This window comes from Mesorhizobium bavaricum, from assembly GCF_056781655.1.
The window spans coordinates 35292-59697 of record NZ_JBXAYV010000001.1 but is presented as its reverse complement, the minus strand read 5'-3'; the positions used below and the strand labels follow the sequence as shown (position 1 = coordinate 59697).

Annotated in this window: 19 protein-coding genes and 4 pseudogenes; 7 read left to right on the top strand and 16 right to left on the bottom strand. The window is 61.3% G+C overall.

The annotated features are described in order from the left end of the window. Positions 1–18 precede the first annotated feature (18 nt). The 12 genes from AC1RZR_RS33050 to AC1RZR_RS32995 all read right to left on the bottom strand — a co-directional run bounded on the left by AC1RZR_RS33050 (position 19) and on the right by AC1RZR_RS32995 (position 14052). The gene (locus AC1RZR_RS33050; protein WP_481829410.1) at positions 19–1764 is read right to left on the bottom strand and encodes a ParB N-terminal domain-containing protein; all 1746 of its coding nucleotides are present in this window, start codon (positions 1762–1764) and stop codon (positions 19–21) included. A gap of 1091 nt (positions 1765–2855) precedes the next feature. Further along, the gene (locus tag AC1RZR_RS33045) at positions 2856–3335 is read right to left on the bottom strand and encodes a Ros/MucR family transcriptional regulator (RefSeq protein ID WP_481829409.1); all 480 of its coding nucleotides are present in this window, start codon (positions 3333–3335) and stop codon (positions 2856–2858) included. A 270-nt stretch (positions 3336–3605) separates the two neighbouring features. Continuing rightward, positions 3606–3767, bottom strand: a complete 162-nt coding sequence (locus AC1RZR_RS33040) for a hypothetical protein (protein WP_481829408.1) — start codon at positions 3765–3767, stop codon at positions 3606–3608. A gap of 320 nt (positions 3768–4087) precedes the next feature. Continuing rightward, on the bottom strand, positions 4088–9199 hold the full coding sequence (locus AC1RZR_RS33035; protein WP_481829407.1) for a helicase-like domain-containing protein: 5112 nt from the start codon (positions 9197–9199) through the stop codon (positions 4088–4090). A gap of 84 nt (positions 9200–9283) precedes the next feature. Further along, positions 9284–9682 (bottom strand): DUF3085 domain-containing protein, encoded by a 399-nt coding sequence (locus AC1RZR_RS33030; protein ID WP_027054579.1) that lies wholly within the window; start codon positions 9680–9682, stop codon positions 9284–9286. 9 nt (positions 9683–9691) lie between these two features. After that, complete coding sequence (locus tag AC1RZR_RS33025) at positions 9692–10297, bottom strand: DUF1419 domain-containing protein (RefSeq protein ID WP_481829406.1); 606 nt, start codon at positions 10295–10297, stop codon at positions 9692–9694. A 331-nt stretch (positions 10298–10628) separates the two neighbouring features. Next, entirely contained in the window at positions 10629–11531 is a 903-nt protein-coding gene (locus AC1RZR_RS33020; RefSeq protein ID WP_481829405.1) for a DUF3991 and toprim domain-containing protein, read from the bottom strand. A gap of 179 nt (positions 11532–11710) precedes the next feature. Next, positions 11711–11842 (bottom strand): hypothetical protein, encoded by a 132-nt coding sequence (locus AC1RZR_RS33015; protein WP_481829404.1) that lies wholly within the window; start codon positions 11840–11842, stop codon positions 11711–11713. 447 nt (positions 11843–12289) lie between these two features. After that, positions 12290–12697, bottom strand: a complete 408-nt coding sequence (locus tag AC1RZR_RS33010; protein ID WP_056567551.1) for a hypothetical protein — start codon at positions 12695–12697, stop codon at positions 12290–12292. Further along, entirely contained in the window at positions 12694–12942 is a 249-nt protein-coding gene (locus tag AC1RZR_RS33005; protein ID WP_027054576.1) for a type II toxin-antitoxin system Phd/YefM family antitoxin, read from the bottom strand. Before AC1RZR_RS33005 ends, AC1RZR_RS33010 begins: the two co-directional genes overlap by 4 nt. A 39-nt stretch (positions 12943–12981) precedes the next feature. Continuing rightward, the gene (locus AC1RZR_RS33000) at positions 12982–13677 is read right to left on the bottom strand and encodes a hypothetical protein (protein WP_481829403.1); all 696 of its coding nucleotides are present in this window, start codon (positions 13675–13677) and stop codon (positions 12982–12984) included. A 99-nt stretch (positions 13678–13776) separates the two neighbouring features. Next, positions 13777–14052, bottom strand: coding sequence for a hypothetical protein (locus AC1RZR_RS32995; protein ID WP_481829402.1), 276 nt, complete (start codon positions 14050–14052; stop codon positions 13777–13779). Between the two features lie 348 nt (positions 14053–14400). On the opposite strand from AC1RZR_RS32995, the gene AC1RZR_RS32990 reads away from it, so the two are divergent. After that, positions 14401–16056, top strand: a complete 1656-nt coding sequence (locus AC1RZR_RS32990) for an MFS transporter (protein ID WP_481829617.1) — start codon at positions 14401–14403, stop codon at positions 16054–16056. Positions 16057–16138: 82 nt separating this feature from the next. Here AC1RZR_RS32990 and AC1RZR_RS32985 read toward each other — a convergent pair. Next, positions 16139–16771 (bottom strand): annotated as a pseudogene (locus AC1RZR_RS32985) (class I tRNA ligase family protein); the annotation flags it as partial. Positions 16772–16886: 115 nt separating this feature from the next. Further along, positions 16887–17273 carry a hypothetical protein gene (locus AC1RZR_RS32980; RefSeq protein ID WP_481829616.1) on the bottom strand — a complete coding sequence of 129 codons (387 nt, stop codon included), beginning with the start codon at positions 17271–17273 and terminating at the stop codon, positions 16887–16889. Between the two features lie 401 nt (positions 17274–17674). Between AC1RZR_RS32980 and AC1RZR_RS32975 the strand changes: the two are divergent. The 4 genes and pseudogenes from AC1RZR_RS32975 (at position 17675) to AC1RZR_RS32960 (ending at position 21093) form a co-directional block, all read left to right on the top strand. Beyond that, positions 17675–18727, top strand: a pseudogene (locus AC1RZR_RS32975) (ABC transporter substrate-binding protein). A gap of 492 nt (positions 18728–19219) precedes the next feature. Then, positions 19220–19744, top strand: a pseudogene (locus tag AC1RZR_RS32970) (LLM class oxidoreductase); the annotation flags it as partial. A 329-nt stretch (positions 19745–20073) separates the two neighbouring features. Continuing rightward, complete coding sequence (locus AC1RZR_RS32965; RefSeq protein ID WP_481829401.1) at positions 20074–20259, top strand: hypothetical protein; 186 nt, start codon at positions 20074–20076, stop codon at positions 20257–20259. A gap of 237 nt (positions 20260–20496) precedes the next feature. Beyond that, a complete protein-coding gene (locus AC1RZR_RS32960; protein WP_481829400.1) occupies positions 20497–21093 on the top strand; it encodes a DUF309 domain-containing protein in 597 nt (198 codons plus the stop codon). A gap of 267 nt (positions 21094–21360) precedes the next feature. Here AC1RZR_RS32960 and AC1RZR_RS32955 read toward each other — a convergent pair whose 3' ends face one another. Next, entirely contained in the window at positions 21361–21891 is a 531-nt protein-coding gene (locus AC1RZR_RS32955; protein WP_481829399.1) for a ProQ/FINO family protein, read from the bottom strand. A gap of 155 nt (positions 21892–22046) precedes the next feature. Further along, a complete protein-coding gene (locus AC1RZR_RS32950) occupies positions 22047–22709 on the bottom strand; it encodes a hypothetical protein (RefSeq protein ID WP_481829398.1) in 663 nt (220 codons plus the stop codon). Between the two features lie 617 nt (positions 22710–23326). On the opposite strand from AC1RZR_RS32950, the gene AC1RZR_RS32945 reads away from it, so the two are divergent. Then, the gene (locus tag AC1RZR_RS32945) at positions 23327–24112 is read left to right on the top strand and encodes an aspartate/glutamate racemase family protein (RefSeq protein WP_481829397.1); all 786 of its coding nucleotides are present in this window, start codon (positions 23327–23329) and stop codon (positions 24110–24112) included. An 87-nt stretch (positions 24113–24199) separates the two neighbouring features. Then, a pseudogene (locus tag AC1RZR_RS32940) lies at positions 24200–24310 on the top strand (S-(hydroxymethyl)glutathione synthase); the annotation flags it as partial. Positions 24311–24406 lie beyond the last annotated feature (96 nt).

Here is a 24406-nt window from a genome sequence, read left to right as displayed (position 1 = left end):
AAAGGTGGGCGGAGCCGCCTACTCGGCGGCCACCTTGTGAGGCTCGATCTGTTCGTCCGCGAGGTCCTCGTCCTGCGTAGCGGGTTCCTCGCCGACGTCAGGCGTAGGATCGACGATCGCATCATCGCCGCCGAGCTCATCGAGGTCCTCCGGCGTGCCGTCATCGTCGGGCTGTTCCCTGGCCTCGTTCTTCTTCAGCCAGGAGGTCAGTTTTTCCGGAGTGGGCGCAAACAGCGCCGACGGGTGGACGAAGCGGCCTTCCTTGAAGTGATCGACCAGGGCCGCACGGGTGTCCTTGACCTTCTGACGGGGCAGGACGGATGTATCCGCGCAGGCGGCTTCCAATGCCTGCCGCGACAGGCATGACAGGAAGTCCTCCGTCCCCATGTTGGCCAGGAAGTTGTCGGCGGCGATGACGTCGCCAGCGACACGGGCGACAACGCCGCTGTCCGAGCGATTCTCCCTGCAGGACAAAACGTCTGTCAGCAAGGACCGCACGGCAATGCGCAGCGTGTCGATTTCGAACTCGAGCTTGCCCTCCTGGTCGAACAGGCGCGCGGCATGTTCGCCGAGGCCTGCTGCCCCGTAATAGGAGACGTCGCGGGCGCCAGATGCCACCGTCACATTCTGGCCAGCGAAAGCGAGAACGAGCAGCGCCATCAGCGTGTCGTCCCCGATCGGTGCGCGCGACAGCGCCTCGTGCAGCGCGTCGGTTCGCAGGTCGCCGATCATCTCTGTGCCTTTGCGCGTCACGTCCGGACGCGGCTTTGCCGGAACGGCGATATCATCGCCATCGGCCTCGACATCAGCGCCATTCTTGCCGTTGGGCTTTTTGGCCACCGGCATGCGGTACGCGACCGACTGCACCTTGCCGTCGCGGTCGAGATACATGGCAGTGTGATCGGACTTGGACGGCTTGCCGTACACACGCTCGGCCTTGGGCGGCAGCTTCGGCTCGCCCCACTGACCGGCTTCCACGATCGCGCCACGCTTGGGCACAGTGTTTGCCATCCACTCCTGCTGCGCGCCAAGGAAGGCCTCGACATCCGTCGTATAGCGGCTGTCCTGGTCGGCCGGAGCAAACAGGTCCTCGACCCAGGCAATGCCGTAGGCCTGGGCGAGTTCGTCACCGAAGCTGGCGTCGCGCGCGTACATGCGGCGCTTCGTCAAGCCCTGCGCCACGCTCCACCACGACACCTGCGGATCGGTCTTGGACGGCTTGTGCTTCTTCCAGACCTCCTTCTGCTCATCAAGCGAAGCCGACGCGATGGTGCGCAGCTGCTGCTCGTTGGGCATGTCGCCCTTGGCCATCTGGTCGAGCATAGCCGGCAGAACGTTGGCGAGCAGGCGCAGCTTCCTGATCTGGCGGACGGGAAGCGCCAGCGCGACGGCGATGGCTTCCTCGGTCCAGCCCAGTGCAACCAAACGTTCAATCGCTCGCCATTGGTCGACGGGACTGAGCTGCTCATGTGCGAGCGTGTCGGCCAGCGACCGCATTGCGCCACCATCCTCGGCCCTCTCGATCACCAGGACGGCGATCTCTTCCAGACCGGCCGCAATCGCCTGCTTCACCCGGCGATGGCCGGCATCGATGACGTAGCCATTGCCGCCTTCCGTCTCCAGCGCGACGACAGGCGGCTGCACGATGCCGACGGCGCGAATGGTAGCCAGCAGCAGCGCGTCGGCCTGCGGACTGGACTTCGAGCGTCGCGCCTTGTCAGGGTTATCCTTCAGCGCACGCGGATCGACAAACTTCAGTTCCATGGAGATGCTCCTTCAAGGGGTTTGCGGACACCGCCGTTCGTTCGCTGTGTCCTTCCTCGTCTTCTTCCCGAAGACATCCCCCGGCCCGCGGAGCGGACGGGCCGGTGCAATTGCGGCCGAGCATCCCTGCCCGGCTGGCCGAGCGGGGCTCTTGGGCCCTGCGCAGGACGACGCGGCCGGGATCGCGAGCGGCGCGGTTGAGCGCCAGCGTCAGCGGCCCGCCCGATCTGCGAGCGGGTTTTGTTCCTCCTCCGTTTCCTTTCCTCATCCCTCCGACTTAGACCGGGGTATGGAGATAAGGGGAAAATTTTGCACGGCAAACCGAAGGTTAACGTCTTTGAAACCTACGCACGCCGCAAGGAGCCCTCCAGCGGCTCGAAGCTGTCGGGCTGTGATCATGAGGTCACCCGAAGGTCAGCTACGAACTGGTGCAGGCCAAACGTTCCGGAAGACGTCGAGCGGCGAACTCCGAACCGTCTGATGGAGGCTAACAGGCAGTCCATCTCAACCCTTCCACATAGTTGAGCGAAGCCGCGCTCCTCGAACTCTAAAAGATATCGGGCCTTAGCCAAGCATTGCTTTCCCTGATCGCAGGATAGGCGCAGATGGCCAGCAGCGCCATTTCCTCAACCCGGCTCGCTCTATCATGGTCACGGCTGTTTTCGCCCACTTCGTTGAGCGCCTTGCCGGATGCAGCGTATGCTATCTTGTGGACATCAATCAGCGCTCGCGGGCCGTTGGACGGTTCTCTGTCTCGGCGCGGCGGCTCCCGTGGCGACAGCCCACCATTGTTCTATGTTTGTTGTTTGTGAGGAGAAACCCGGCTGCTAACGTGGGACCCTGGGTATTGTCCCATTTCGGGACCAAAGTGCTGGCATTGCTCTTGCTTCGGACGTGGTGCCGGTTGATCCCGGTCCTGATCGCCTATTTTGATCAGGTGTAGGCTCGCCGGGCTTGAGGTGGTTGGGGTTTCTTCGCCCGGCGAGTTCCGCCACGCTAAGAACAAAGGCCGGGCCCTCGCTGAAGCTTATCCGAATGGCGCCGGCCACGGGCGGGATAGGAATCCGCCGCGCCTTGACATAGCTGGGTCGTTACGTAGCGTCAGGTGGTGCGGACGCTTTGGCTTTCCGCTTCGCAGGTGCCTTCTTGGCTGCTGCGATGGGTTCAGCCTTGCGGCCAAGCCCGATGGACTTCGCCAGTTGCGAGCGCTGAGCGGCGTAATTCGGGGCCGTCATCGGATAGTCGCGCGGCAAGCCCCACTTCTCGCGATAGGCGTCCGGCGTCAGACCGAAGTCCGTGCTAAGGTGCCGCTTCAGGGATTTGAACTTCTTGCCGTCTTCGAGGCAGATAATGAAGTCTGGCGTCACTGATTTCTTCGGGTTGACCGCGGGAGTTTGCGGCTCGACGACAGGCGCGATCGGCGTACCAAGCCCGGACAGAGACTTGTGCACGGATGCGATTAGTTCAGGCAGGCCGGTAGCCGGTACAGGGTTCTTACTTACGTAGGCGGATACAATCTCCGCAGTAAGCTCGGCTAGTTCGGCGGGGAGGTGGTCGGATTCTTCTGTCAATGTGTCGGTCCTTTCGTCAGATTTGTCCCATCTCTATTTGAGCACTGTCCAGTACGCAACCGGGCCTGATCTATTCTGAGCCAATGATGGCGGCCGGCTTTGCGGCGCTGGGCAAAGAGCGACGCCGAAATTGACGCGTTCTTTTTGGCCGCGACTAAGCTGGAGACCGATAAAAAAGGCTGCCCGTCAGCCATCTAAGTGACGGGCCGATTACATGCCGATTGGCTAAAATAACGGAACGTCCAACGGACAAGCACGGAACCAAAGCGGTTACGTCATCCGCTGGCCTTCCGCGAAGGAAAGGGCGACCGATTCTAGGTCGAATGATCGGGTAAGTTCTTCGCCGTTCCCAATAACACGGACGAACCACTCGCCCATGGCCTCGACTATCTCAACGGACGTGTGGTTTGCGCCGCCTTTGGTGTCGTCCATCGCAACTGCCTCGTGTCTGGATGGGGACAAGACGAAACAATATGACTGCTCGCCCTTCAAGCGCTAAAAGGCCGGCGCCCGCTTTTGCGGGGGGCTCTGGCAGGCGCCGGCCGGACGGTCCAATCAGGTCCGCCGCGATGATCCAGTTAGCTGATTCTTGACGTTACGTCATGTGGTCTGGCTGGCCGGAGCCGAGCATGACCGAAACGTGGCATCAACATGGGTAAGCAGTTCGGCGCACCTCCTGCATCGCCTGCACCCGCCTTGAACCCTTGCCCCCGGTCAATGGCTGACAATGATCGGCGGCGTGATCGAGCCTGCTATGCGGCAGCACGCTGATCCCGGACATCAGTCGAGGACGCGAGATCGGTTTCGATTTCCGCAAGCTGCCGGCGCTTCTCGGCCAGTTCACCAGAGAATCCGAACTCGCCGCCCTGACGCGAGCGATAGGAGATGAGCCTGCGCTCGGCATCCTCAAGACGCTGGCGGTATTGTACCTGCTCGCCCTCGAAGCCGGCCAAGGCATGCTCGAGGCGAGAAATCGCACCAAGCGGCGTGGTGGTCACCGCGAGCTCAATCTCATGATCGACGCCGGTGCGCACCAGCATGGTGGCATAGCGGTAGCCGTCCTTGCCGAAACGCTCGCCGGAATATTCGAATTCGAACCCGCCGATGCAGGCTATAGGGGTTTTGCCTTCCTTCTGAAGCTGCACGAGAGTCAGGATTTCCTTCATCAGCGCACGACCGGCGCGTTTGCGCTCAGTGACCGCCTCGCCCCCGACCACCATGCTGAACCCGTCTCCGGTCGTGGGCACGAGGCGCTCGATATCCTTTCCGACCTCGCCGATGCGCCGGGTCGAATATTCGATATCGCGCTCGGCATCGCGGATCTGCCGTCGAACGGCGTGCTCATCATCGATGTGGGCCGCGCGAAGGCGCTCCAGACGGGCAATGTCTGCCTCCAGACCTGCCTTCTGCATCAGACGCGGATCGCCCGAGGCGATCGCCTTGGCCATGGCGAACTGGTTGGCCTGCCCCTCACCCATATCCTCCAGCCGCCGAATGGACGTGTCACCGGACAGGGCGGCCGCGATGAACCGGGCCTTGCGCTCGTTGTTCTGCCACATCTGGGCATCCATCGATCCTTCCGTGGCGTAGGCGAAGATATCGATGACATCGTGCTGGTTGCCCTGCCGCAGGATACGACCTTCGCGCTGCTCGATCTGGGAGGGGAGCCACGGCACATCGAGATGATGCAGCGCCTTGAGGCGAAGCTGCGCATTGACTCCGGTGCCCATCGTGTCGGAGGAGCCGATCAGGAACCGTATTTTTCCAGCGCGCACATCGCCGAACAGGCGCTGCTTGGCCTCTGACTTCCTGAAATCCTGCATGAAGGCAATTTCCGATACCGGAACGCCCCTGCGGACCAGCTCGTCGCGAATCCAGCGATAGGCCGAGAAGCCTCTGGCTTTCTCGACGCTGATCGTGCCGAGATCGGAAAAAATCATCTGCGCTGCGCCGGCAAGCTCGAACGGCTTGCCGTCGGCGCGGACATAGCTGCTTTGCGCTGTTTCTTGCCAGATACGGAAGGCATTGCCGATCAGGGCGTTGAGCTTGTTGTCCGGCTCATTGTCATCGTCCGGATCGACCAGGCGCAGGTCGATAGCGGCGTGCCGGCCGTCGGTGATAACCGAAAGCAGGATGTCGTCACCAGGTTCTGCCGGACGGTCGCGTTCCTCGATGGCCTTGATGCGGGCGTCGAGCACCATCTGGTAGTGCTTGAAGGCCGCGGACGGCTTGGCGGTGATGATCTGCCGTGCGCCGGTCGAAAGCGCCGGCACCTTCACATAGTCCCGAAGGTCTTGCGGCATCACCACATCCGCGAAGGAGCGGAACATGGCGATCAATTCCGGCACGTTGACGAAGGTTGCGAAGCGCGTCACCGGCTTGTATTTGCCGGATGGCTGCAATTCGAGTTCAGTCGTGACGTCGCCGAAGGTCGAAGCCCAGGCGTCGAACTCGTGCAGGCCGCGCTGAAGCAGCGCCTCGTAACCGAGATAGCGCTGCACCGAGAACATCTCGCCAAGCGTGTTGGTGATCGGTGTGCCGGAGGCCAGCACGAGCGACCGGCCCGGATTCTTGGTCTCCACGAACCGGGATTTGACATAAAGGTCCCAGGCCCGCTGCGAGCCGTTCGGATCGACGCCCTTGAGCGTCGACATGTTGGTCGCGAAGGAAAGCTTCCTGAACTCCTGCGCTTCGTCGACGATGATCTGGTCGACGCCGATCTCGGCGATGGTGAGTAGGTCGTCCTTGCGGGTCGCCAGCGCCTCCAGCCGTTCCCTGAGCCCCTCCTTCAGCCGCTCGAGACGCTTGCGCGAGACGCGGTCATCGCTCTCGGCCTTGGTCAGCAGCGTTTCGTAGAGTTCCAGTTCGTCCTCGATCATCTGTTGCTCGAATGCCGACGGCACGCCGATGAAGCGGAAGGCGCTGTGGGTGATGATGATCGCGTCCCAAGTGGCGGTTGCCGCACGCGACAGGAAGCGATGTCGCTTGGCTAAAGAAAAATTCGTTTCGTCGGCGACGAGGATTCGCGCGGTCGGGTAGAGCGCCAGAAATTCGCGGGCCATCTGTGCAAGGCAATGGCCGGGAACGACCAACATGGCCTTGGCGATCAGACCAAGCCGGCGCTGCTCCATGACGGCCGCGGCAATCGTCATGGTCTTGCCGGCGCCCACGGCGTGGGCGAGGTAGGTCGAGCCGGCCGAGACGATACGCCAGATACCGCGCATCTGGTGTCCATAAAGAGAAAAGGCGCCGGAGGCGCCTGGAAGCTGCAGGTGATCCCCGTCGAATCTTCGGGGAGCGATGTTGTTGAAGCGGTCATTATAGACCCGCGCCAGCCGGTCGGTCCGCTCGGGTTCGGACCAGATCCAGTTCTGGAAAGCGGTCTTGATCTTCTGCAGCTTTTCCTTGGCGGCCTCCGTATCCACGACATTGAGCACGCGCTTTTCAGCTGTGCCCTCTTTCACCGTATCGAAGATCTGCGGCACCCGGCTGTTCAACGCGTCGGCTAGGAGCTCACCGGCATGACGGCGATCGGTGCCCCATTCGGACGTGCCGGCCGCCATCCATCCCAATTGCCGCGCCTCGACGGTCCACGATGCCAGCTCCGGCATATGATGGATCCTGATCTCGGCACCCATCGTCTCCTCGATGAAGGCGACAACATCGGCGGCGGGTATCCATGGTGCGCCAAGACGGGCCGTAATATCGGAAGGCCGAAGATCAGCCGGCTGAACCTCGACCAGGGCGCGGACATTGCGCTCGAAAATGGGGTCGAGTGCGGCTGCGGCTTCCGTGGCCTTCAACTTGTCGCGGACCTGACCGGAGAGATAGGCGTCGGCCGTTTGCCACGAACCGGTCTCCGGATCGCGGTAGATGGCGTCGCCGAGTTCGGTGATGACGGCTTCGGCATCGGCGTGCAGCAATTCGGCGATGTGATCGACGTCGACATGGCCGCGATCGTTGAGCACGACGGCAAGCGCATCGGCAGCACTTGTGATGATGGGTGCCGCGGGCGGCGCGATGACGCGCTCGGTGAAAATCGGACCCGGCCGGGCGGTGTTGGTTTCGAGATCGTAGTCCTCGATGGAGGCGACCAGCCAGCAATCGGGATCGTCGAGGAAGGGCTGCAGGTTTGGCCGGCGATGCACTTCGCGGACCTCGCCGGTCTCTGCGTCCTCGCTGGTGGAAACGACGGTCGTGTTTATGGGGCCGAAGCCGCGCACAAAATTCGACCATGCGATGCGCAGCTTGACTTGCGCCGGCTTCCAGGGCCGGTCGAATTCCTGGGCCTTCAGGACTTCACGCACCGCATCACGGATGGGGATCAATTTGCGGATGATACGCGCGTGCTTTTCCGGCACGCCTTCGCTCGCCCTGCCCTTGCGCACCGTGATGGTCACCGCAGCGCCATCGATCATCTGCGCGAGGGCGGTATTTTTCGCGACGAAGAAACTGCCCTCGCGCACGCCGGCGCCTTCCGGCAGGGTATCGACGACATCGACGACATCGGCACTGGGCTTGGCGTCGTGATCAATCTCATGATCAATCTCGTCCGGCTCGCCGTCATAAATGGCTTCCGGAAGAAGCGAGATCGCTGCGGTGAGCGCACGCTCCAGATCGACACCGGGATGGGGCAGGCAGGAATAGGCCTCGCCATAAGGCCCCGAGACAGTGGCATGCGTGCCGAGTACGAAATCCGGGTGGCGCGCGAACCAGCGGTTCACGCGGATCGCGCCCTCATCTGCGGTTGCTCCCCGGACTTCCTCGGTGTGGAGCCATGACAGGTCGCCCTCTGGCTCGCCGAGCTTGCGCTTACGGAAAAACAAAATGTCGACCACGACATCAGTGCCAGCGTCGGCCAGGAAACTGCCTTCGGGCAAGCGCATCGCGGCAATCAGATCGGCCGACTTCGCAATGTGCTGGCGCGATGTGCTGTCTGCCTTGTCCATCGTGCCCGAACTGGTGACGAAGGCGGCAAGAGCCCCCGGCTTCAGCAGATCGACCGACCGGGCAATGAAGTAGTCATGCAGCCGTAATCCCATCGACCGATACGCCCGATCGGAGCGGACCGTTCGATCCGAAAACGGCGGATTGCCGATCGCAAGATCGAAATGTGACGGCAGGTCGGTGCGGGCGAAATCGCCGGCTATGATCCGCGCTTGCGGCTGCAACAGCCGGGCGATGCGGGCGGTTACGGGATCGAGTTCGATTCCAGTGACGTGGGAGACGCCGCGCAAGGACTGCGGCATCAGCGCCGGAAACAGGCCGGTTCCGACGCCTGGTTCAAGAACCCGACCGCCGTGCCATCCGAGACGCTGGAGGCCTGACCAGATCGCCCGGATGATGAACTCCGGGGTGAAGTGGGCATATTGGGTACAGCGCGCGAGCGAGGCATAGTCGATCTCACCGACGGCTCCTTCCAGGTCCGAGCCGATCTCGCCCCAGCCTTTGCGAAAATCGCTCTCGCCGGGGCGGCGGAAGACACCATTGGCAAGGTCGGACGCGCCGAAGCCGGTGAACCGGATCAGCCGCTCCTGCTCCTCGCGCGTGGCAGGGCGCTCATCGGCCTCGATTTCGGCGGCGAGCCGGATCAAAGCGATGTTGTCGCCGGCCCGATCCTTCCAGCCACGGGCCAGCCCACGATCGCCGGCAAGATGAAAGTTCAGTCCATGACCCCGTCGAGGCTTCGACGTCGGTTGCATGGCTGCAACCGCCGGCGTGACCGGCGAAGGCGCGGAAGAATTGGGATCATCGTCATCGCCCGGCCCGAAGTCAGCCGCGAAGGCGGTGACGCTAAGGCCAAGTCCGGACGAAATGGCCGTGCTGCCGAACAGGTCGATGGTAAAGGGGTCGTCATGGGCCATGAAAAATCTCCTTGGATTTGAGGGCAAGCGCGAGCACGCGGACGCCGTTGGCGGCCGCGTGAAAGGCTGGCGGGTTGGCTGGGGTTAGCGGGCGATCAGCGAGAGCGAGACTTCGGTCTCGGTGAGCTGCACGTTGAGATGCGTGCAGCGAAGGTTGCGATCGAACAGCGGGATCAGTTGCTCGGCGTCGATGAATTCGATGCCGTCGTCACCGCCGAAATGCCGGCGCTTGTAGTCCCACCAGTCGGGATTGCCGACAGGGTGGCATTGCTCCGAATAGGCGACGAGCGCACGGGCGCCCTCGGCGAGTTTGCCGTTGGACAGGATGTAGACGCCCTCGTCGCCGACCAACCAGAGGCCGGGCCGTTCGCCCTCACCGGGCCTCGTCCCATAGTAGGGATTGCGGAAGCCTCCATTGGCGGCGGCATCGGCAATGCCGCGATCGATCACCTTGCGGACGGCAAGGATGGGAAAGGTAAACATCGCCCCACCTCACGCCGCCGCCTGGATCGGGAGATGGCGCAGATGCACCGGCAGCTTGGCCGCGATCTCATCATCGGTGAGTTCGTCGAGCAACTTCAGCGTGGTGCCCTGCCGGCCGCCATAACAGAGCACCGTGCGCTTGCCTCGATGCTCCGGCAGCCAGCGGTCCCCGGCATAGCCACGGTAATCGTCGTGCGTGGCGCTCCAGATATGCTCCAACCGCTCTTCGCGCGTCATCGCCTTCCCCGGCGAGGACTCGCGCTCGACGATGGCATCGCGCATTTCGGCAGGCGATCGCGCCACATTCAGATCGCAATAGGCATGATAGTAACGCGTTCCGCCGTCGATGCGCAGTGTGTAGAAGACGCTGGTGATGCTATCGGTAAGAAACTCGCGTAGCGCGAACATCTCGCCTCGCATCCAGAGCGGTGGCAGAATTTCCAGCATGTAGTCGTGCTCGGCGCGGCCGACTCCAAACCACTCCCCGAGATAAAGAGATCCGGCATCGACGTGATCCCGGTTCGGGCGCTGCGCATGGCGGTCGAACAAACGGAACATCTGCCGGCGGTCGGCAATGCCCTGGTAGACTTTACGGATGGGAGAAAAGGGGTTCATCGGCGGGCTCCTTCAGCCTCGTCGGGCCTGAGCGCGCAGCACCCTCGTGGATGCCCATCATCTTCAGCCCTTCATGACCCCTTCCCAGCGGCCGCCTCTCCGTCCGGGCGGGTCAAGGGCCGGCGCAGCCGGGCGAAGCTTCACCCTTGCACGCGACCGGCGGGCATGCGGCAACCCGGTTTCCTTTCCTTTTCTTTCTCTTCCTCTCCAATTTGGCGGTGCGAACCGGCTGTCATGCCTGCGTGGCGCAGACTTTCGAGTTGACATGGTCATTGGCAAAGCGCTGGCAACGATCTTCAATCTTGCGCCGGCGGTTGAGTGATCGGCGCCGTCAGGCGGGTGCCGCGTCCTGCAGCATCGCGTTCCAGTCTTCGGCGCGCGGCTTCAGCCGCTCAAAGTCGCAGGCGAGCTCGCCGGCAAGCTCACGCAGCCTCGACACGAATGCCTCGCCTTGCGGGTTGGCGTCGGTGGCCGCCACAAGCCGCGTGTTCGGCCTTGCCCCCAACAGGCGAAGAGCCGTGTCCGTCGCCGGCGACCAGCCGCCGCCAGTGCTGGCATACAGCGTATCGCGCCGGATCCGTTCGATCGCGGCCAGGCTCATGGCGTCGATCGCCGCTTCGGTGACGCAGATGCGGGTGGCTGTCATCGTCGTCCCCAACCGGAACAACATCTTGCCGCCTCCAGCCGCAAAACCCCGCCATTGCGGGCCGCGCTCCTCCCAGCCGGTGACGATACCGGCCGCGTCGCTGTGGGCGGCCCACATGCTGCCGCGCGGGCCTTCCCTCAGAACGTTCTGAGCGGTCGCTGTCGCGATGACCTGTTCGGGAATGTGCCGCTCATCGCGCAGATAGCGCCAGGTCGCCGACCCGCGCCACGGCTTGCGTCGCGCCACCCATCGTTGCAGGATGGACTGGTCGGGTTCGGTCTCCCGGGACTGCCGTTTCCATTCGGGCTCGCTCGGCACCAATCCCACAAGCGACGCAAGCCGCACGAAGGCTTCCACGAAATCGCCGCCGTCCAGATGCTGGACCAGCGAATAGACATCGCCCTTTGCATCCGACAACGGATCGAACCAACCCTTGCCGTCATGGATGACGATGATGATATCGTCGCCACGGCGGTATTTGACCGCTTTGCGGGTGCTTTCCTTGAGGTCGACCGCAAAGCCGCCCGTCTCCAACACCGCCGCACAGCCGACCCGGCCGCGCAGCTCCTCTATATCCGCCTTTTCCATTCTTCTCTCCTGGCAGCTGCTGCCGGCCTTTTTCCAAGTCTATCAATTCCGCACAATTCGCGGAACACGCCGCGACCGCCGCGAAGAGCAAAGGGCGCAAGGGCGCGGCTTCCGCCGCGGCGCAGCCTCCCTTGCGGCCTGCCGCTCGCAAGCGGCACGCCGTGGCATAGAGGGCCGGTTCAATGAACCGGCCGACCGCCTGTGTATGGGCAGTATTCAGCGATCGCCTCGACTTCGTCGCCGTCGAGGTCTTCGGCAGGAAGAACGCCGTACTCGTTGTCATTGACCTTGAACAGGATGACCGGCGTCATCAGGGTGCGAGCGAGGTTCCAGGCGTGGCTCTGAGCGAGGCTGAGTTCGTGCTACATGTGTTTTGCTCCCGTGTTTGCGGGGACCATTCCCCGCTCGACAGGCGCCCGTCGGGTCCAGCCGGGACCGCAATCATCGCGATGGCGAAGCCTTGAGCGACGGCACGCTTTGCGTAGTCCGACCCCGCAGCGGGTTGATCGGCAAGGTCCGGGCTGGAACAAGGGAATTAAGCCGAAAGAGCGGGAAATGGGCCCCGCACAGGAGCCACGTCACTCGCCACGAAACCTCGCGGATTCATGACTACAGTACTTGCGGCCAACTTATGCCAGCTTCATCAAGGTCTAGTCCAGGGCAGGAACCGTTCTTGCTGTACCGATGATGCCGCCGCGATAGTGGCGTCCGTGCAAAGAACCCCATTCAAGTGAGGATTTCAGCGAGCAATGCGATAATCATTGCCGCGGTATGCTGCGAATGTTTTTGGCCCGAATGGCGGCCGCTGCCTCGGCCGCAACCTTCGCCATGAAACGTCGCGTGAACTGGCCTACCGGAACGGTGGACTCCAAAGCCCATGAGGTCGTGAGGTCATCGACATTGAATTCGTCCACGATGACCCAGGCCGGCGTATAGAGCTTCGCCCTCTTCGCCTCAGTCTCCGGGACCTCGACGCAACGCCGGTCAGGTCCCGGAGCCTTACTCGTGATGGGAAAAAGCAGAGGCCGCGTGCGGCCATCCTTGCCTGCGACGATTACCATCACACAAGTCGGCCGAGCCTTTCGGCCACTGTCTTCACCGCGATCGAATTCTCGCGCCCACAGATAGGAATAGAGAATGACGTGGCCATGTTCAGGCTCGGTCATTCTCCGCTATCCCTCAAGGTGACGGCGTCCAGGCCAGCGAGAATTTCATCACGCTCGGCTCCCTTGAGGTCTTCGACACGATACGCCCGTTGTGCGCTTCGTCCCGCCAATCGGTCGAATTGCTCAACGGTCAGAAGCACAAATTTGCGCTTGCCGCGCTTTGTGATCTCAACAGGCCCTCGGTATGCCGCCTCTACCACCTCGCCAGATTTGTTTCCGAGGTCGGTTAGCGTAAAGCTGGTCATCCTAGCTCTCCATCTTTACCCCTAAGATAGGTGAAACAGCTATTTTTGGCAATATGGCTGAATTAGCTGTTTCAGGAAGTGCCATCTCCATCGACTACCGCCGCCCTCGGAAGCTGCCTGCGCGCCGGCGAGCTGGAGGAGCGCGTAGACTGTCTCATCCTCGCTCCAGCCTGATTCCAGTGCGCGCTGAACCAATTGCTGGAGGGCCGGTTCCAAGGCGAGCTGGCACTGAAGGGCGCGGTCCGGACGGTCGACCGGGCAACTTGGTTGCGCGATCGCAATGCTTGATCGCTTCATCGCAGGCCATGGGCTCTCGCCCCTCTCCTTTTGCCAAACGAGGCGCACCAGCTCACGTGTTGTTCGTCCGCGGCTCGGCAATCGCTTCATCTTCTCAACGAGCCGTTCCAGCGATCCCGCGCGTTCCAACTCCCTAAAGAAATGACGCGGCGTGGCGCTACCGAGCCCTTGCAGCTGGGCCAGGTTCCACACATACGGATAGGCGGCCATGAAATCGGATCGAGGCGAGGCCTTGGACGGTTCAGCCTTGGTCAGGATGCCGCGGCCCACGAACCAATCGGCCTTCTCGATGATTTGGCGCACCCTGGCTGTCGACAAGCCATGCTCCTGAGCCAGGTCGGCGAACCGCTTGCCCTTCAGAAAGCCTTCGACCAGGGCGATGTTCCTGTCGACGGTCGGGCTAAACCCCCAACAGGTGCGCAGTTTTTCCAGCATCATCCCGTTCGTTCATGCGGTTGTTCGCGCCCCTACAAACCCTAACCGGCCAAACCGGCGCTTGGAAGCCCCCAGACTCACGTCATGGCTCCGGTGCTTACACTAAAACGGCCAAGTGACAGAACCGACCCCTCCCGACAAAAGCCTGACCTTCGCCAGTCTTCTACGGGCAAGCGTTCGCGCCAAAAATTCAAAGCCGCGCCCGTAACATTCAACAATGAAAGACAGTGTCATGAGATCGAGCAGAAAGTCGTCGATCGCATGTGTGAGCGCATCAGACCTTTGTTCGAGTTGAAGTAGCAAGGCACGCGCCTCTTCGATCGCGGCCCGGCAATCGTCTGCGTCTATCAGTGAATCGATCCTGTCAAAGATCTGCAAACGTCCTCACTCTCCCCAAGCCACACTCAGCGCATTGAACGCGCCTGGTGAATGAGTTTTCAACGAAAGAACATGGTCGCTTCCCGCGAAAAGGCGTCGCCCGGCAAAGAGCCTGTTGATGAAGCATGCTGCGTCAAACGACAAGCAAGAACGGGCTCCGCCCGGGTGATGTCTTCGAAGGCAAGGTGAGTTGGCTCGGGTCAGCGTCTCGGCCGCAAATCACTGATCGGAAGGAACTGTGCCCGCCTCATCGGCGGCAAAAAGTTTCTCTCAATTTTGCCAGCCGCCTCGGTTCAGTCGAGATTACATGCGAGAGGGCCGATACCGGAAAGAAAAGGCTTGCAAAAAATGAGTAGGGTAGCTGGATCAGTTGAAGATTTGGCTGCGCCGACGACTTTTGCGCCACTCATGCAGCCGACTTTTCGTTCGATCTGGCTCGCCACGCAGGTCTCTTCTCTCGGCTGGTTGATGCAGACTGTCGCCATCAGCTGGCTGATGGCGACGATCTCGACTTCCGATCTGATGGTTGCGTTGGTACAGGCTTCATCGAACCTGCCCGCGTTCATTTTATCTGTCTTCGCCGGGGTGCTCGCCGACAATTTCAGCCGTCGCAGGGTCATGTTCGCCGGCCGTTGCCTTATGGTGATAGCCTCTGCGATGCTCACTGCGTCCGTGGCGCTGGGCTTTGTCAGTCCGTGGATGATCCTCGGCTTCAGCTTCTTGATCGCAAGCGGCGGCGCTCTCAACGATCCTGCCTGGCAGGCCTCGGTTGGCGATATGGTGCACCGACGCGATGTTCCAGCCGCCGTCACTCTGCTCTCCGTCGGCTTCAACACTGTGCGGACCGTGGGCCCGGCCCTCGGCGGCATCGTGGTTGCCTCGTTCGGGCTTATGGCAGCTTTTACCGTGACCACCCTCACCTATTTGGTACCCCTGGGCACCATATGGCGCTGCAAGTGGAAGGTTCGCTCGTCACCTCTTCCACGCGAGTCGATGAGGACGGCGATCTATGATGGGCTGCGCTTCACGGCGATGTCATCGGAAATCAAGGCGGCGATCGCGCGCGGAACCCTCTTTGGCCTGGCGAGCATCGCCATACTCGCGCTGCTGCCGCTGGTTGTCCGCGATCATTTGGGCGGAGGACCGCTCGCCTATGGCACGCTCATGGCCGGTTTCGGGACAGGCGCCGTCTTCGCCGGCCTCGCCAACGGCACATTCAGACGGAGCTTATCGCAGGAACGGTTGATGAGGCTCGCGTGCGTCGCCTGCGCGGCATGCTCCCTTTCCCTTGCACTGACCTCTTCAATTGCGGTTGCAGCAATTGCGCTTGCCCTGGGCGGCGCGGGCTGGGTCACCGCCTGGTCCGGGGTTGGCGTGAGCGTGCAACTGGCGAGCCCGCGCTGGGTCGTGGGGCGTACGATTTCGATCTACTATGCCTTGATAGATGGCGGCATCGCGGCCGGCAGCTGGGTATGGGGCACGGTTTCCCAGAACCATTCGCTGACCTGGGCACTGGAGGGCTCCGCTGGTGCTCTGCTGCTGGTTGCCGCAGCCGGCGTTCTGTTTCCTCTTCGCGAGCGCCGCGAGTCCGAGCCCGATCCTTTGGAGGAATTCGACGCCCCGGCAGTCGCCCTCAATTTGAAGCCGAGAAGCGGGCCGATCGTGGTCAAGGTCGAATATCTGATAGCCGAGAGAAATCTCGAGGCCTTCCTCGACCTCATGCGCGAGCGGCGTCATGTCCACAGCCGCGTCGGGGCTCGGAACTGGACGCTCCAGCGCAACCTGCAGAAGCCCATGCAATGGACAGAAACGTTTCGCACGCCGACCTGGACGGACTACCTTCGGTTAAACCATCGTCTCACGGAAGTAGACAAGGAACTGGACGAGCGTATCCTCCAGTTGCACGCGGGCGAGGAAGCGCCTCAAATGACGCTTTCGATTGAGCGGCCGACAAGCTCGGCCCGCAAACCCTATCAGTCAATCCTTCACCTTCCCCGTCATTGACGCCCGACCGGCACATATCTGGGGCATCAGCGACCGCAACAGCACGCGACTATCGGCGCGTGCCAAATTTGACTTTGCTTCCTCAGGCCGCCTCGCTGATCCGGGCCAATGCGAGCTTGAGGCTGGCACTTTGTCCCCCTCCAGTTCGCCGAGACGCTCACGGTCGGCGGCGACCACATCCGGATTCGCGTTGGCAACAAACTTTTCGTTCGCAAGCTTGCCGGCAATCCGAGCGGTCTCCTGCTCGGTTTTTGCGATCGCCTTCTCGAGACGCGCCTTTTCGGCAGACACATCGATCAGGCTGCCAAGCGGCAGGCAGATGGTCGCCTCGTTGAGCACTGATCTGGGCCTTCGGGGCGACATCTGCCAGAGAGATGTCGCCGACCCGCGCCAACCGCTTGATGGCTGATGCCTGGCGTTCGCGCCGCTCTTGCGTCACCTTGTTGGCGCCGATCACCATCAGCGGCGCGATCGCCGTCGGCGGCACGTTCATCTCGGAGCGCACCGAGCGAATACCGGAGACGATGTCGACCAGCCAGTTGATGTCGGCGGCCGCTTCTGCGTCCTCGAAATCCGGCGACGGCCACGCGGCATGACACAGCAGCGAGGCCCGTTCATTGCCCTCGCCCGCTGTCTGTGCCCACAACTCCTCGGTCATGAACGGCATCATCGGGTGAAGCAGCTTGAACGAGCCGCTAGCGGGGCGCGCTGAGCAATTGACGGCGGACCGTACCGATGGTGATCAACTCCTTGGATGGCTCAACAGGCGTCTGGTTTTGACGTCGTTATCGACACGTCCTTGGCGGCCGATAAGAGCAGCGGCGAGCCGGCTAGAGACGGTCGAAGTGACCTGAGATACGGAGCTTCGCCAGCAGGATGCTGGCCGTTGCCCTGTGGTCAACCCTCGCTTGCTCCCTCAGCGGAGATGCATTCCAGGCAGCCAATTCTGCCACCAAAAGAGCGGTGTCTTCGTTTATCGACGCGCATCTAAGTTGTCCGTTCTTCCCCATCAGGATTATCGCTGTGCCGGTTGCGCCATATCCAATCGCAGCCATCCGCTGAACGCAGGCGTCGCCGTCGACGCGAACATCGAACAGAACCGACCCTGCGGTTTTCTCCGCGGCGTCAGCCACACGATCGCCGAACGGTCGATTGAGGCCCTCGATGTTGCCGAGTGACTGCTCAAACAAGGCCAGTTCAACATGCTCCACCACCATGGCCGCGAGAGTGCGCGCCGGCTGGCGCAATCGGCAAGACGCCAGCGCTCCACACACCAGCCACCGATGGGCTTTTCATAGGCGACAACAAAGAAGCGCCTCATGTCGGCCGCCAGCTCCTGTATTGCAAACGGACGCCTTCTAGGTCGCTTCTGCCTCTGTGCCGCGTGCCACCCCGTGCGGACTTCGAACGCGATTGCTGGCACCGGCCAGAAAACGCCGCCCGCGCTGCGGCGACCCAACCCGCCTCATTTGAGGGACACGTGCCCCAAATGCGCATTGGAGACGAACAGAGTTTCCCTCGGGCTGCAAAGAACAGCATCCGATACTTTATCGTCTACATTGATAGACATACTGCACAGCGAAGTAGGAGCCATTTCCAAAATCGGAGCAAGACCATGATGTCAGCTGTGGAGAGATTTTCGAGAAGGAGGTTCGGTGCATCGGTGACCGCTTTGGCGGTAACCTTCGTCGCTTCTTCCTTCACCTTCAGTGCCCAGGCGGGCAGTGCGGACGCCGGTAAACTGCCGACCAAAATCCCGGATGGCACCGTGCTTCGTATCGGTGATCCCGAGACGCAAAGGGCGCTGGAACTCTCGGGCCTGATCGATCAACTGCCGTTCAAGGTCGAATGGGCCAATATTAGCGGCGGTCCCCAGACAATCGAAGCTTTTCGCGCCAATGCGCTGGACGTCGGATCCGTCGCCGACATTCCGCCCATCCACGCCACGTGGACGGGCCTCAAGGTCAAGATCATTGCCGCGAAGTTCCGCAAGGATCCGGTTGCGCACCCGATTTATCAACTCGGCATTGCGCCGGGCGGCGAGGTCAAGACGCTCGCGGACTTGCGCGGCAAACGGATTGCTTTCAGCCCCGGTCAAGCGCAAGGCGCGCTGGTGCTGAGGGTCATGTAGGCCGCCGGCGTGAACAAGCAGGATGTCGATCTCATCGCACTGCCCAGCAAAGGCGACGCCTACCCGGTGGCGCTCGCCAGCAAACAAGTCGATGTGGCGCCGATCTGGGGCGTCCTCGTCAAGCACTATCTGCGCCAGTACGGTGCCGACGGCGCGACCATCATCCCGCATGGCTTGCGCGACGATCCAGCCCATCTCTATGCGCCACAGGCGGTGCTTGACGACCCGGCCAAAGCTGCCGCTCTCGGCGAATATGTGCGCTACTGGGCACTTGCGACCCGCTGGGTGCAAGAACATCCGAAAGAGTGGATCGAGGGCTACTACGTCGCCACCCAGGGCCTCAACGCAGAAGATGGCCAGTATCTCGTCGACGCCGACGGACAGTTCGACATTCCGTCCGACTGGAACGATGTGATCGCGCGCCAGCAGGCAACGATCGATCTCCTGGCCAGGGAACTGAACAGACCCACGATCAAGGCCGAGGATCTTTTCGACAGGCGCTTCGAGACGATCGCGGCAAATGCGCGGAACGCGTCCTGATACCTGCTTCCCAGACTGGAGACGACGCAGATGAACGCATTCTCCCACACCGCCGCGGTTGCACTGCCCATTCCCTTCGCATCGGATGAAAGGCGATCGTTTCCGCCCGCTGTACAGGCCCGCAAGACCCGGACGAGGCGGCGCCTGGCCCTTGGACGAGCGATCCCGTTTGGCGCGCTGATCGGGCCCGCACTTCTTCTCGTGATCTGGTCCCTCGGCAGTGGCGCTGGCCTGATCGATCCGAGAACACTCCCGGCGCCTTGGTCGGTTGTCGGCACTGCCATCGATCTCATCGCCGAAGGCAAGCTTCAGGATCACTTGATGACGTCTGCCTGGCGGGCAGCACAGGGTCTGGTGTTCGGCATCCTGACCGGAACCGTGCTTGCTCTCATTTCAGGGTTGTCGCGGCTTGGCGAGGCGATCATCGACGGCCCTGTTCAGATCAAGCGGGCGATACCGACACTCGCGCTGATCCCGCTGCTCATGCTGTGGTTCATCGGTTCCACCGAGGCCGAAGCCCGCGCGCTGCATGACGAGTTCAACGAGCTGACACAGCCGGAATATTCCCTTCACCAGCTACGCCGCATCGTCGACGCCGACCTTTCCAGTTACGATCTGGACGGGCCATTTCCGCGCGAGCTCATCAGTGTCGAGGGCGAGCGCGGTGCAAGCAGCCGCTTCCATGTCGTGCTTGACATCATCGAGCGCGAGAATCCAACCATCCGCCAGTTGCTCCACCGCCTTGCAGGGGCGCGTGGGCATTGGGTCCAGGCCGGGACGCCTGAACAGATCGCCGACAGCATCCAGGAATGGTTCGACAACGGTGCCGCGGATGGCTTCAATATCATGCCGCCCTATCTGCGGGGCGGGTTCGACGTATTCGCCGACGAGGTGGTGCCGATCTTACGTAGGCGCGGACTTTTCCGGCACGACTATGACGGGGCAACGCTGAGGGACCATTTCCGTCTGCCTCGCCCGGACAATATATTCAGCCGGCCGCAAAAGGCGACTGCCTGAGCTACTTTCGCAGCGGGCATTCAATTTTGGGCGGATCGATCCGACACGGGATTTCTCGCCCGCATCTCCAGTCGGTGTTTCGCGTCTTGACGCGCTCCTGGCACATGTATGCGGTCTGTCTCCGGTTCGGGCTGGGCTTTATTGGCGAGACGATAGCCGCCTCCCAGGATCGTGTCCGCCTTCCTTAAGTATCTTGCCGCGCTGTTTCGTCTCCTCGCATTAGCGGAAGTTAAATTTCGAGTGTTTCGGCTTGCCGCAAATTAGGGTCTCGGTGGCATAACTCGGCATGACTTTCGGGGTGCTGGCAGGAAAACTGATGGATCAAGGGGTTGCGTCAGGACGAGGCGCGGCAGGTGCGTGCGCGCATCGCGGAACTGGAGCGCGACCTCATGGCGACCACAGTTCAGGGACGCCATCGACGTTTCGAAGCCGGGAATGAACTTCGTGTTGCGAAATTCCGGCTGGAGCGCATCGAGGAATGCATCGCCGGAATAGCGGAAAAATGTGAGCGCTAGCGGATCTCGCGTTGCCGCGGTCCGGCCGGACCGTGCGTCGGCGCTATGATCACAAGGCTGGTGGTTTGACGCCGCTCGGTCGAGAGCATCTCTTCAAGCGGTGTGGGGCGACAGACGCGCAGGCCTCAGGATAAGCCTGCCTGTAGAGCAAGTGGGGTGCGTGGTATCGGACGAGGGGCGACCGGCCTGCGGACCGCTCGTCGCGGCCAAATCGCCTCTATCCCCAGTAATTGCCAAGTGACAAAATACCTCTTGATGACTATTGGTTCGAAGTCGCGCCCACGCTGGCTACCGGAAAAGAGCTTTCCGTCCTACGCGTATCTTCCAGGCAGGCAGCCGCACCCCGTGCGCCATCCTGCAGGACACAGCTACCATAGCGAAGCAATCCCGGTTGCTGAAGAGGCGTCGCTTGAGTCGGACATGTTCGTCTGGGGCATCGACCTCTTCAATCATGGCTATTACTGGGAAGCCCATGAGGCTTGGGAAGGTCTTTGGCAGGTTGCAGATCGAGGCGCTCCGGTTCGGACGCTGTTCAAGGGATTGATCCTGTTGTCGGCGGCCGGTGTAAAGATCCGCGAGGGCAAGCAGGCGGCGGCGGTCCGTCATGCCGGACGCGCCGCGGCGCTCCTTCGTCGGCTGATGAACGCCCCGGATCGCACTATCGAGCGTGCGCTCGGCATGTCGCCCGCAGTGCTCGCCGAACACGCCGAAACCGCGGCAAGGATCCCGGCAGCCTTGCAGACGCCGCCGCCCGGTCAGCCTCAAGCCGTGTTTGATTTCATTCTCGGGTCAAATTCCCCTGGGAATGCCGATCCGATCGCAGGTAGTTATTGATAGAAGACCAGGGTTTTCACGGTGCCGTATTACGGGCGCGGTGCGCGCTCGGGCCCGTGGTACCACGGCTCGAAAGCGATTAGAAGCCAACCTGGCTTGGAACCTTTGCTGAGGTCATCCTTGAGTTCATGGCGATCGGCCACGCAGCGGGTGGCAAATGCGCAGCTCCTTTGTGATCGCGGCAATTCGGATCGCCACGGGGCGCGCCACGTGCTTCGATGCTCAGGGGCTGTCCCGGTCGGTGCAAGACCCATCGCTCAGCGGCGCTCAAGTCATCGGCTTTCGGAAAGACCGGCGACGCTTCGTCTCAACGACTATTCCGGTCGGGCCGTCGGCCGCATTCTTCGCCTTGAGCACGGCCGTTTGCTTCGGTTTCGATTTGAGCGGGGCATCAGGCTCTGCCCGTGGCTCCGGCGTTTTCTTGGAACCTTGCTTGTTCTTGCGGACGCACAGCAAAGCCTTGGCGGTCGCCGCGTCCGCATCCGAGACGACGCCGGCCGGCTCGCCATCAAGATCGACCCGCACAGCGCCAGCATCCAGTCTCGTCGTGGTATAGGCGCGCAGGGCTCTCCTCAATTCATCCTCTGACAGTTTGCCGTCCAGCACGCGAATGTCATGATGGATGCCAATCTTAAGCGGCCTGGGCGCTTTCGGATTGAATGCCGCAGGCCACTTTGCCGACAGATGGCGGAAAAGCTGCGCGGGCGATTTCCCTCGGCTAGGGGTCGTCATGATCAAGCCTCGCCCGATTTGTTTTCGTTCCCAATTCGGATCCCTTGGTAGCGCCCATATATGCAATGATTATGGATGCCTGGAAAAAATGGGATTCGTCCGGCAGGGGCAAAGCAGCGCACCCTGGCGTCTAGACGAGTACGTTGCCGTCCCTCCGTTCCGTTGCCGGCCGGCGGTATGAGGCATGCTCTTCGGCAACTTTACCACGTCACGGTTGCTGTTCAGGGTGGGCAGCTTCCCCGCTCGGTAGCAGCCTCTTTGAGGCGCGAGCGGGCGAGCTCGAGGAGCGCGTAGGCTATCTCGTCCTCGGTCCAGCCGGATTCCGTTGCGCGCTCAACCAATTGCTGGAGGGCCGGTTCCAACGCGAGCTGGCACTGAAGGGCACGGTCCGGGTGGTCGACCGGGCAGCTTGGTTGCGCGACCCCAATGCTTGACCGCTTCATTGCAGGCCATGGGCTCTCGCCCCTCTCCTTTTGCCAAACGAGGCGCGCCAGCTCTCGTGTTGTTGTTGGTGTGCGCCACGGCAACCGCTTCATTTTGTCAACCAGCCGCTCCAGCGATCCCGCGCGCTCCAGCTCCGTAAAGAAATGATGCGGCGTGACGCTACCGAGCCGGTGCAGCTCGGCCAGCTTCCACACATACGGATAGTCGACCATGAAATCGGACCGAGGCGAGGCCTTGGACGGTTCAGCCTCGGTCACGATGCCGCCGCCCACGTGCCGATCGGCCCTCTCGATGATTTGGCGCACCCTCGTTATCGACAAGCCATGTTCCTGCGCCAGGTCGGCGAAGCGCTTGCCCTTCAGAAAGCCTTCGACCAGGGCGACGTTCCTATCCACGGTCCGGCTAAATCCCCAACAGGCTCGCAGTTTTTCCAGCATCATTGCGTTCGTTCATCCGGTTTGTTCACGCCCCCCCAAACCCTAGCCGGCCAAATCGGCGCTTGGAAGACCCATCAGGCTCACGTCATGGCCCGCTGCGTAAGATGTGGGCGATCACCATGATCGTTGTCGACCGCCGACCTCGCGAATGTCGGCTTCGACCCTGCGTCATGAGGCGCCGGGGGCTGGCGTTTCCGCAAGTCACGTTGCGAGCCGGTTCGGATTGACGAGGCTTACCTGAAAATTTGGTCGATTGGCGCTCTCTCCACTCGGCCATCGAAAAGCAACACCCTGTCGGGTTTGTCGCGTCTACGACATTAATGGTGTATGGCCCAATTTCGCACCACAAGATCCCTAAAGTATTTCATAATAATATCAAAACTTCAGCCAAGCCTCTTATTGCGAAGTTGGCATGATATTTGAATCTTTCAATTGCGCGTCGCCAAGCTCTGCCAATCTATGTGGGTCCGTCCGCATAGCTTCAGCGATGCGGGGCTCGCCGACCACGGCGGCAGAGCAGCAGCTGGAGAACATGTGGCTAAATACGCAGATGGAACAACCGCGGGCGGCTGCCGCCTCACGGACAATCGGTGGCGTAAATCTTAAGAACAGGAATTTCGATGATCGACGTCATGCTGCAGCGCAATTTTCCTACCTGCGAGCTACCTAACCAACGAAAACCACTAGGAGTGGTCGGCGGGATGGGAACCTTGGCGACGGCTAAATTCTTGGAGGCTCTGGCTCGCAATAGCCGATTTGAAACAGACCAGGATCACATCCCATATATATGTCTATCGGCTCCAAATATCCCCGATCGTTCGCAAGCAATTTCAATCGGCAGCGACGCCCCCTTGCGGCAAATTGTGGAGCGCGCGTCTTGGCTAGAGAAAGCGGGATGCGGAGCAATCGCTATCCCCTGCAATACAGCGCATCTCTGGGCCAGAGAGATAAAACAAGCGCTGTCAGTAAAACTGATCGATATGGTTGAGATCACAAAACAAGCCATAGACGTCTCACATGGTAGTGAAGCGCACAATCTTCGCACAATCACCTTAGGAACGAACGCAACTATGCAACACGGACTTTATGTTGAACGAAACGAAAACCACTTCGGCAAAGGGTGTTGTCGCCGCCTCAAGACACTTCAAAATGAGACCGCAAGAATTATAGCGGACGTCAAGTCAGGAAACACGAAAGACGCGAAGGACAAACTAATAAGGGTCGTTAAAATCGCCAGATGTCTCGAGCCTGACGTAATTATCCTAGCTTGCAGTGAGTTGTCAGCAATCTGCGGAGACATCGCAGACGGTCATAACATTGTCGACCCGATTGATATCCTTGCTGATGCTTGCATTGCCTGGTGGATAGCAGAAAGCCAGCCACACCTGTTAGCCAACAGATTATGAGGTAGACGCTATGAGAGCTTGTTGGTCCCCAGCGCCATGCTTGCAGGGAATGCGGCGCACGTACGGGCCGGTGGAGCGGGATCACGCCTCCGCTCTAAACTTAGGGAACTGGGACTTGAGCCCTATGATTGCATTTCCCCAGCTCTGATGGATTATCTCGCCACCTGGACCGCGAAGAAGAACGGCGTCCATCATTGATCGTGGGTGACGGGTTGCTGCTACCGGCCCGTGGCCTTCCATACGGGAAACTCGTTGGTATAGCAGGCCAAGAGTGCGGATGGGGAAGTGCGCTGA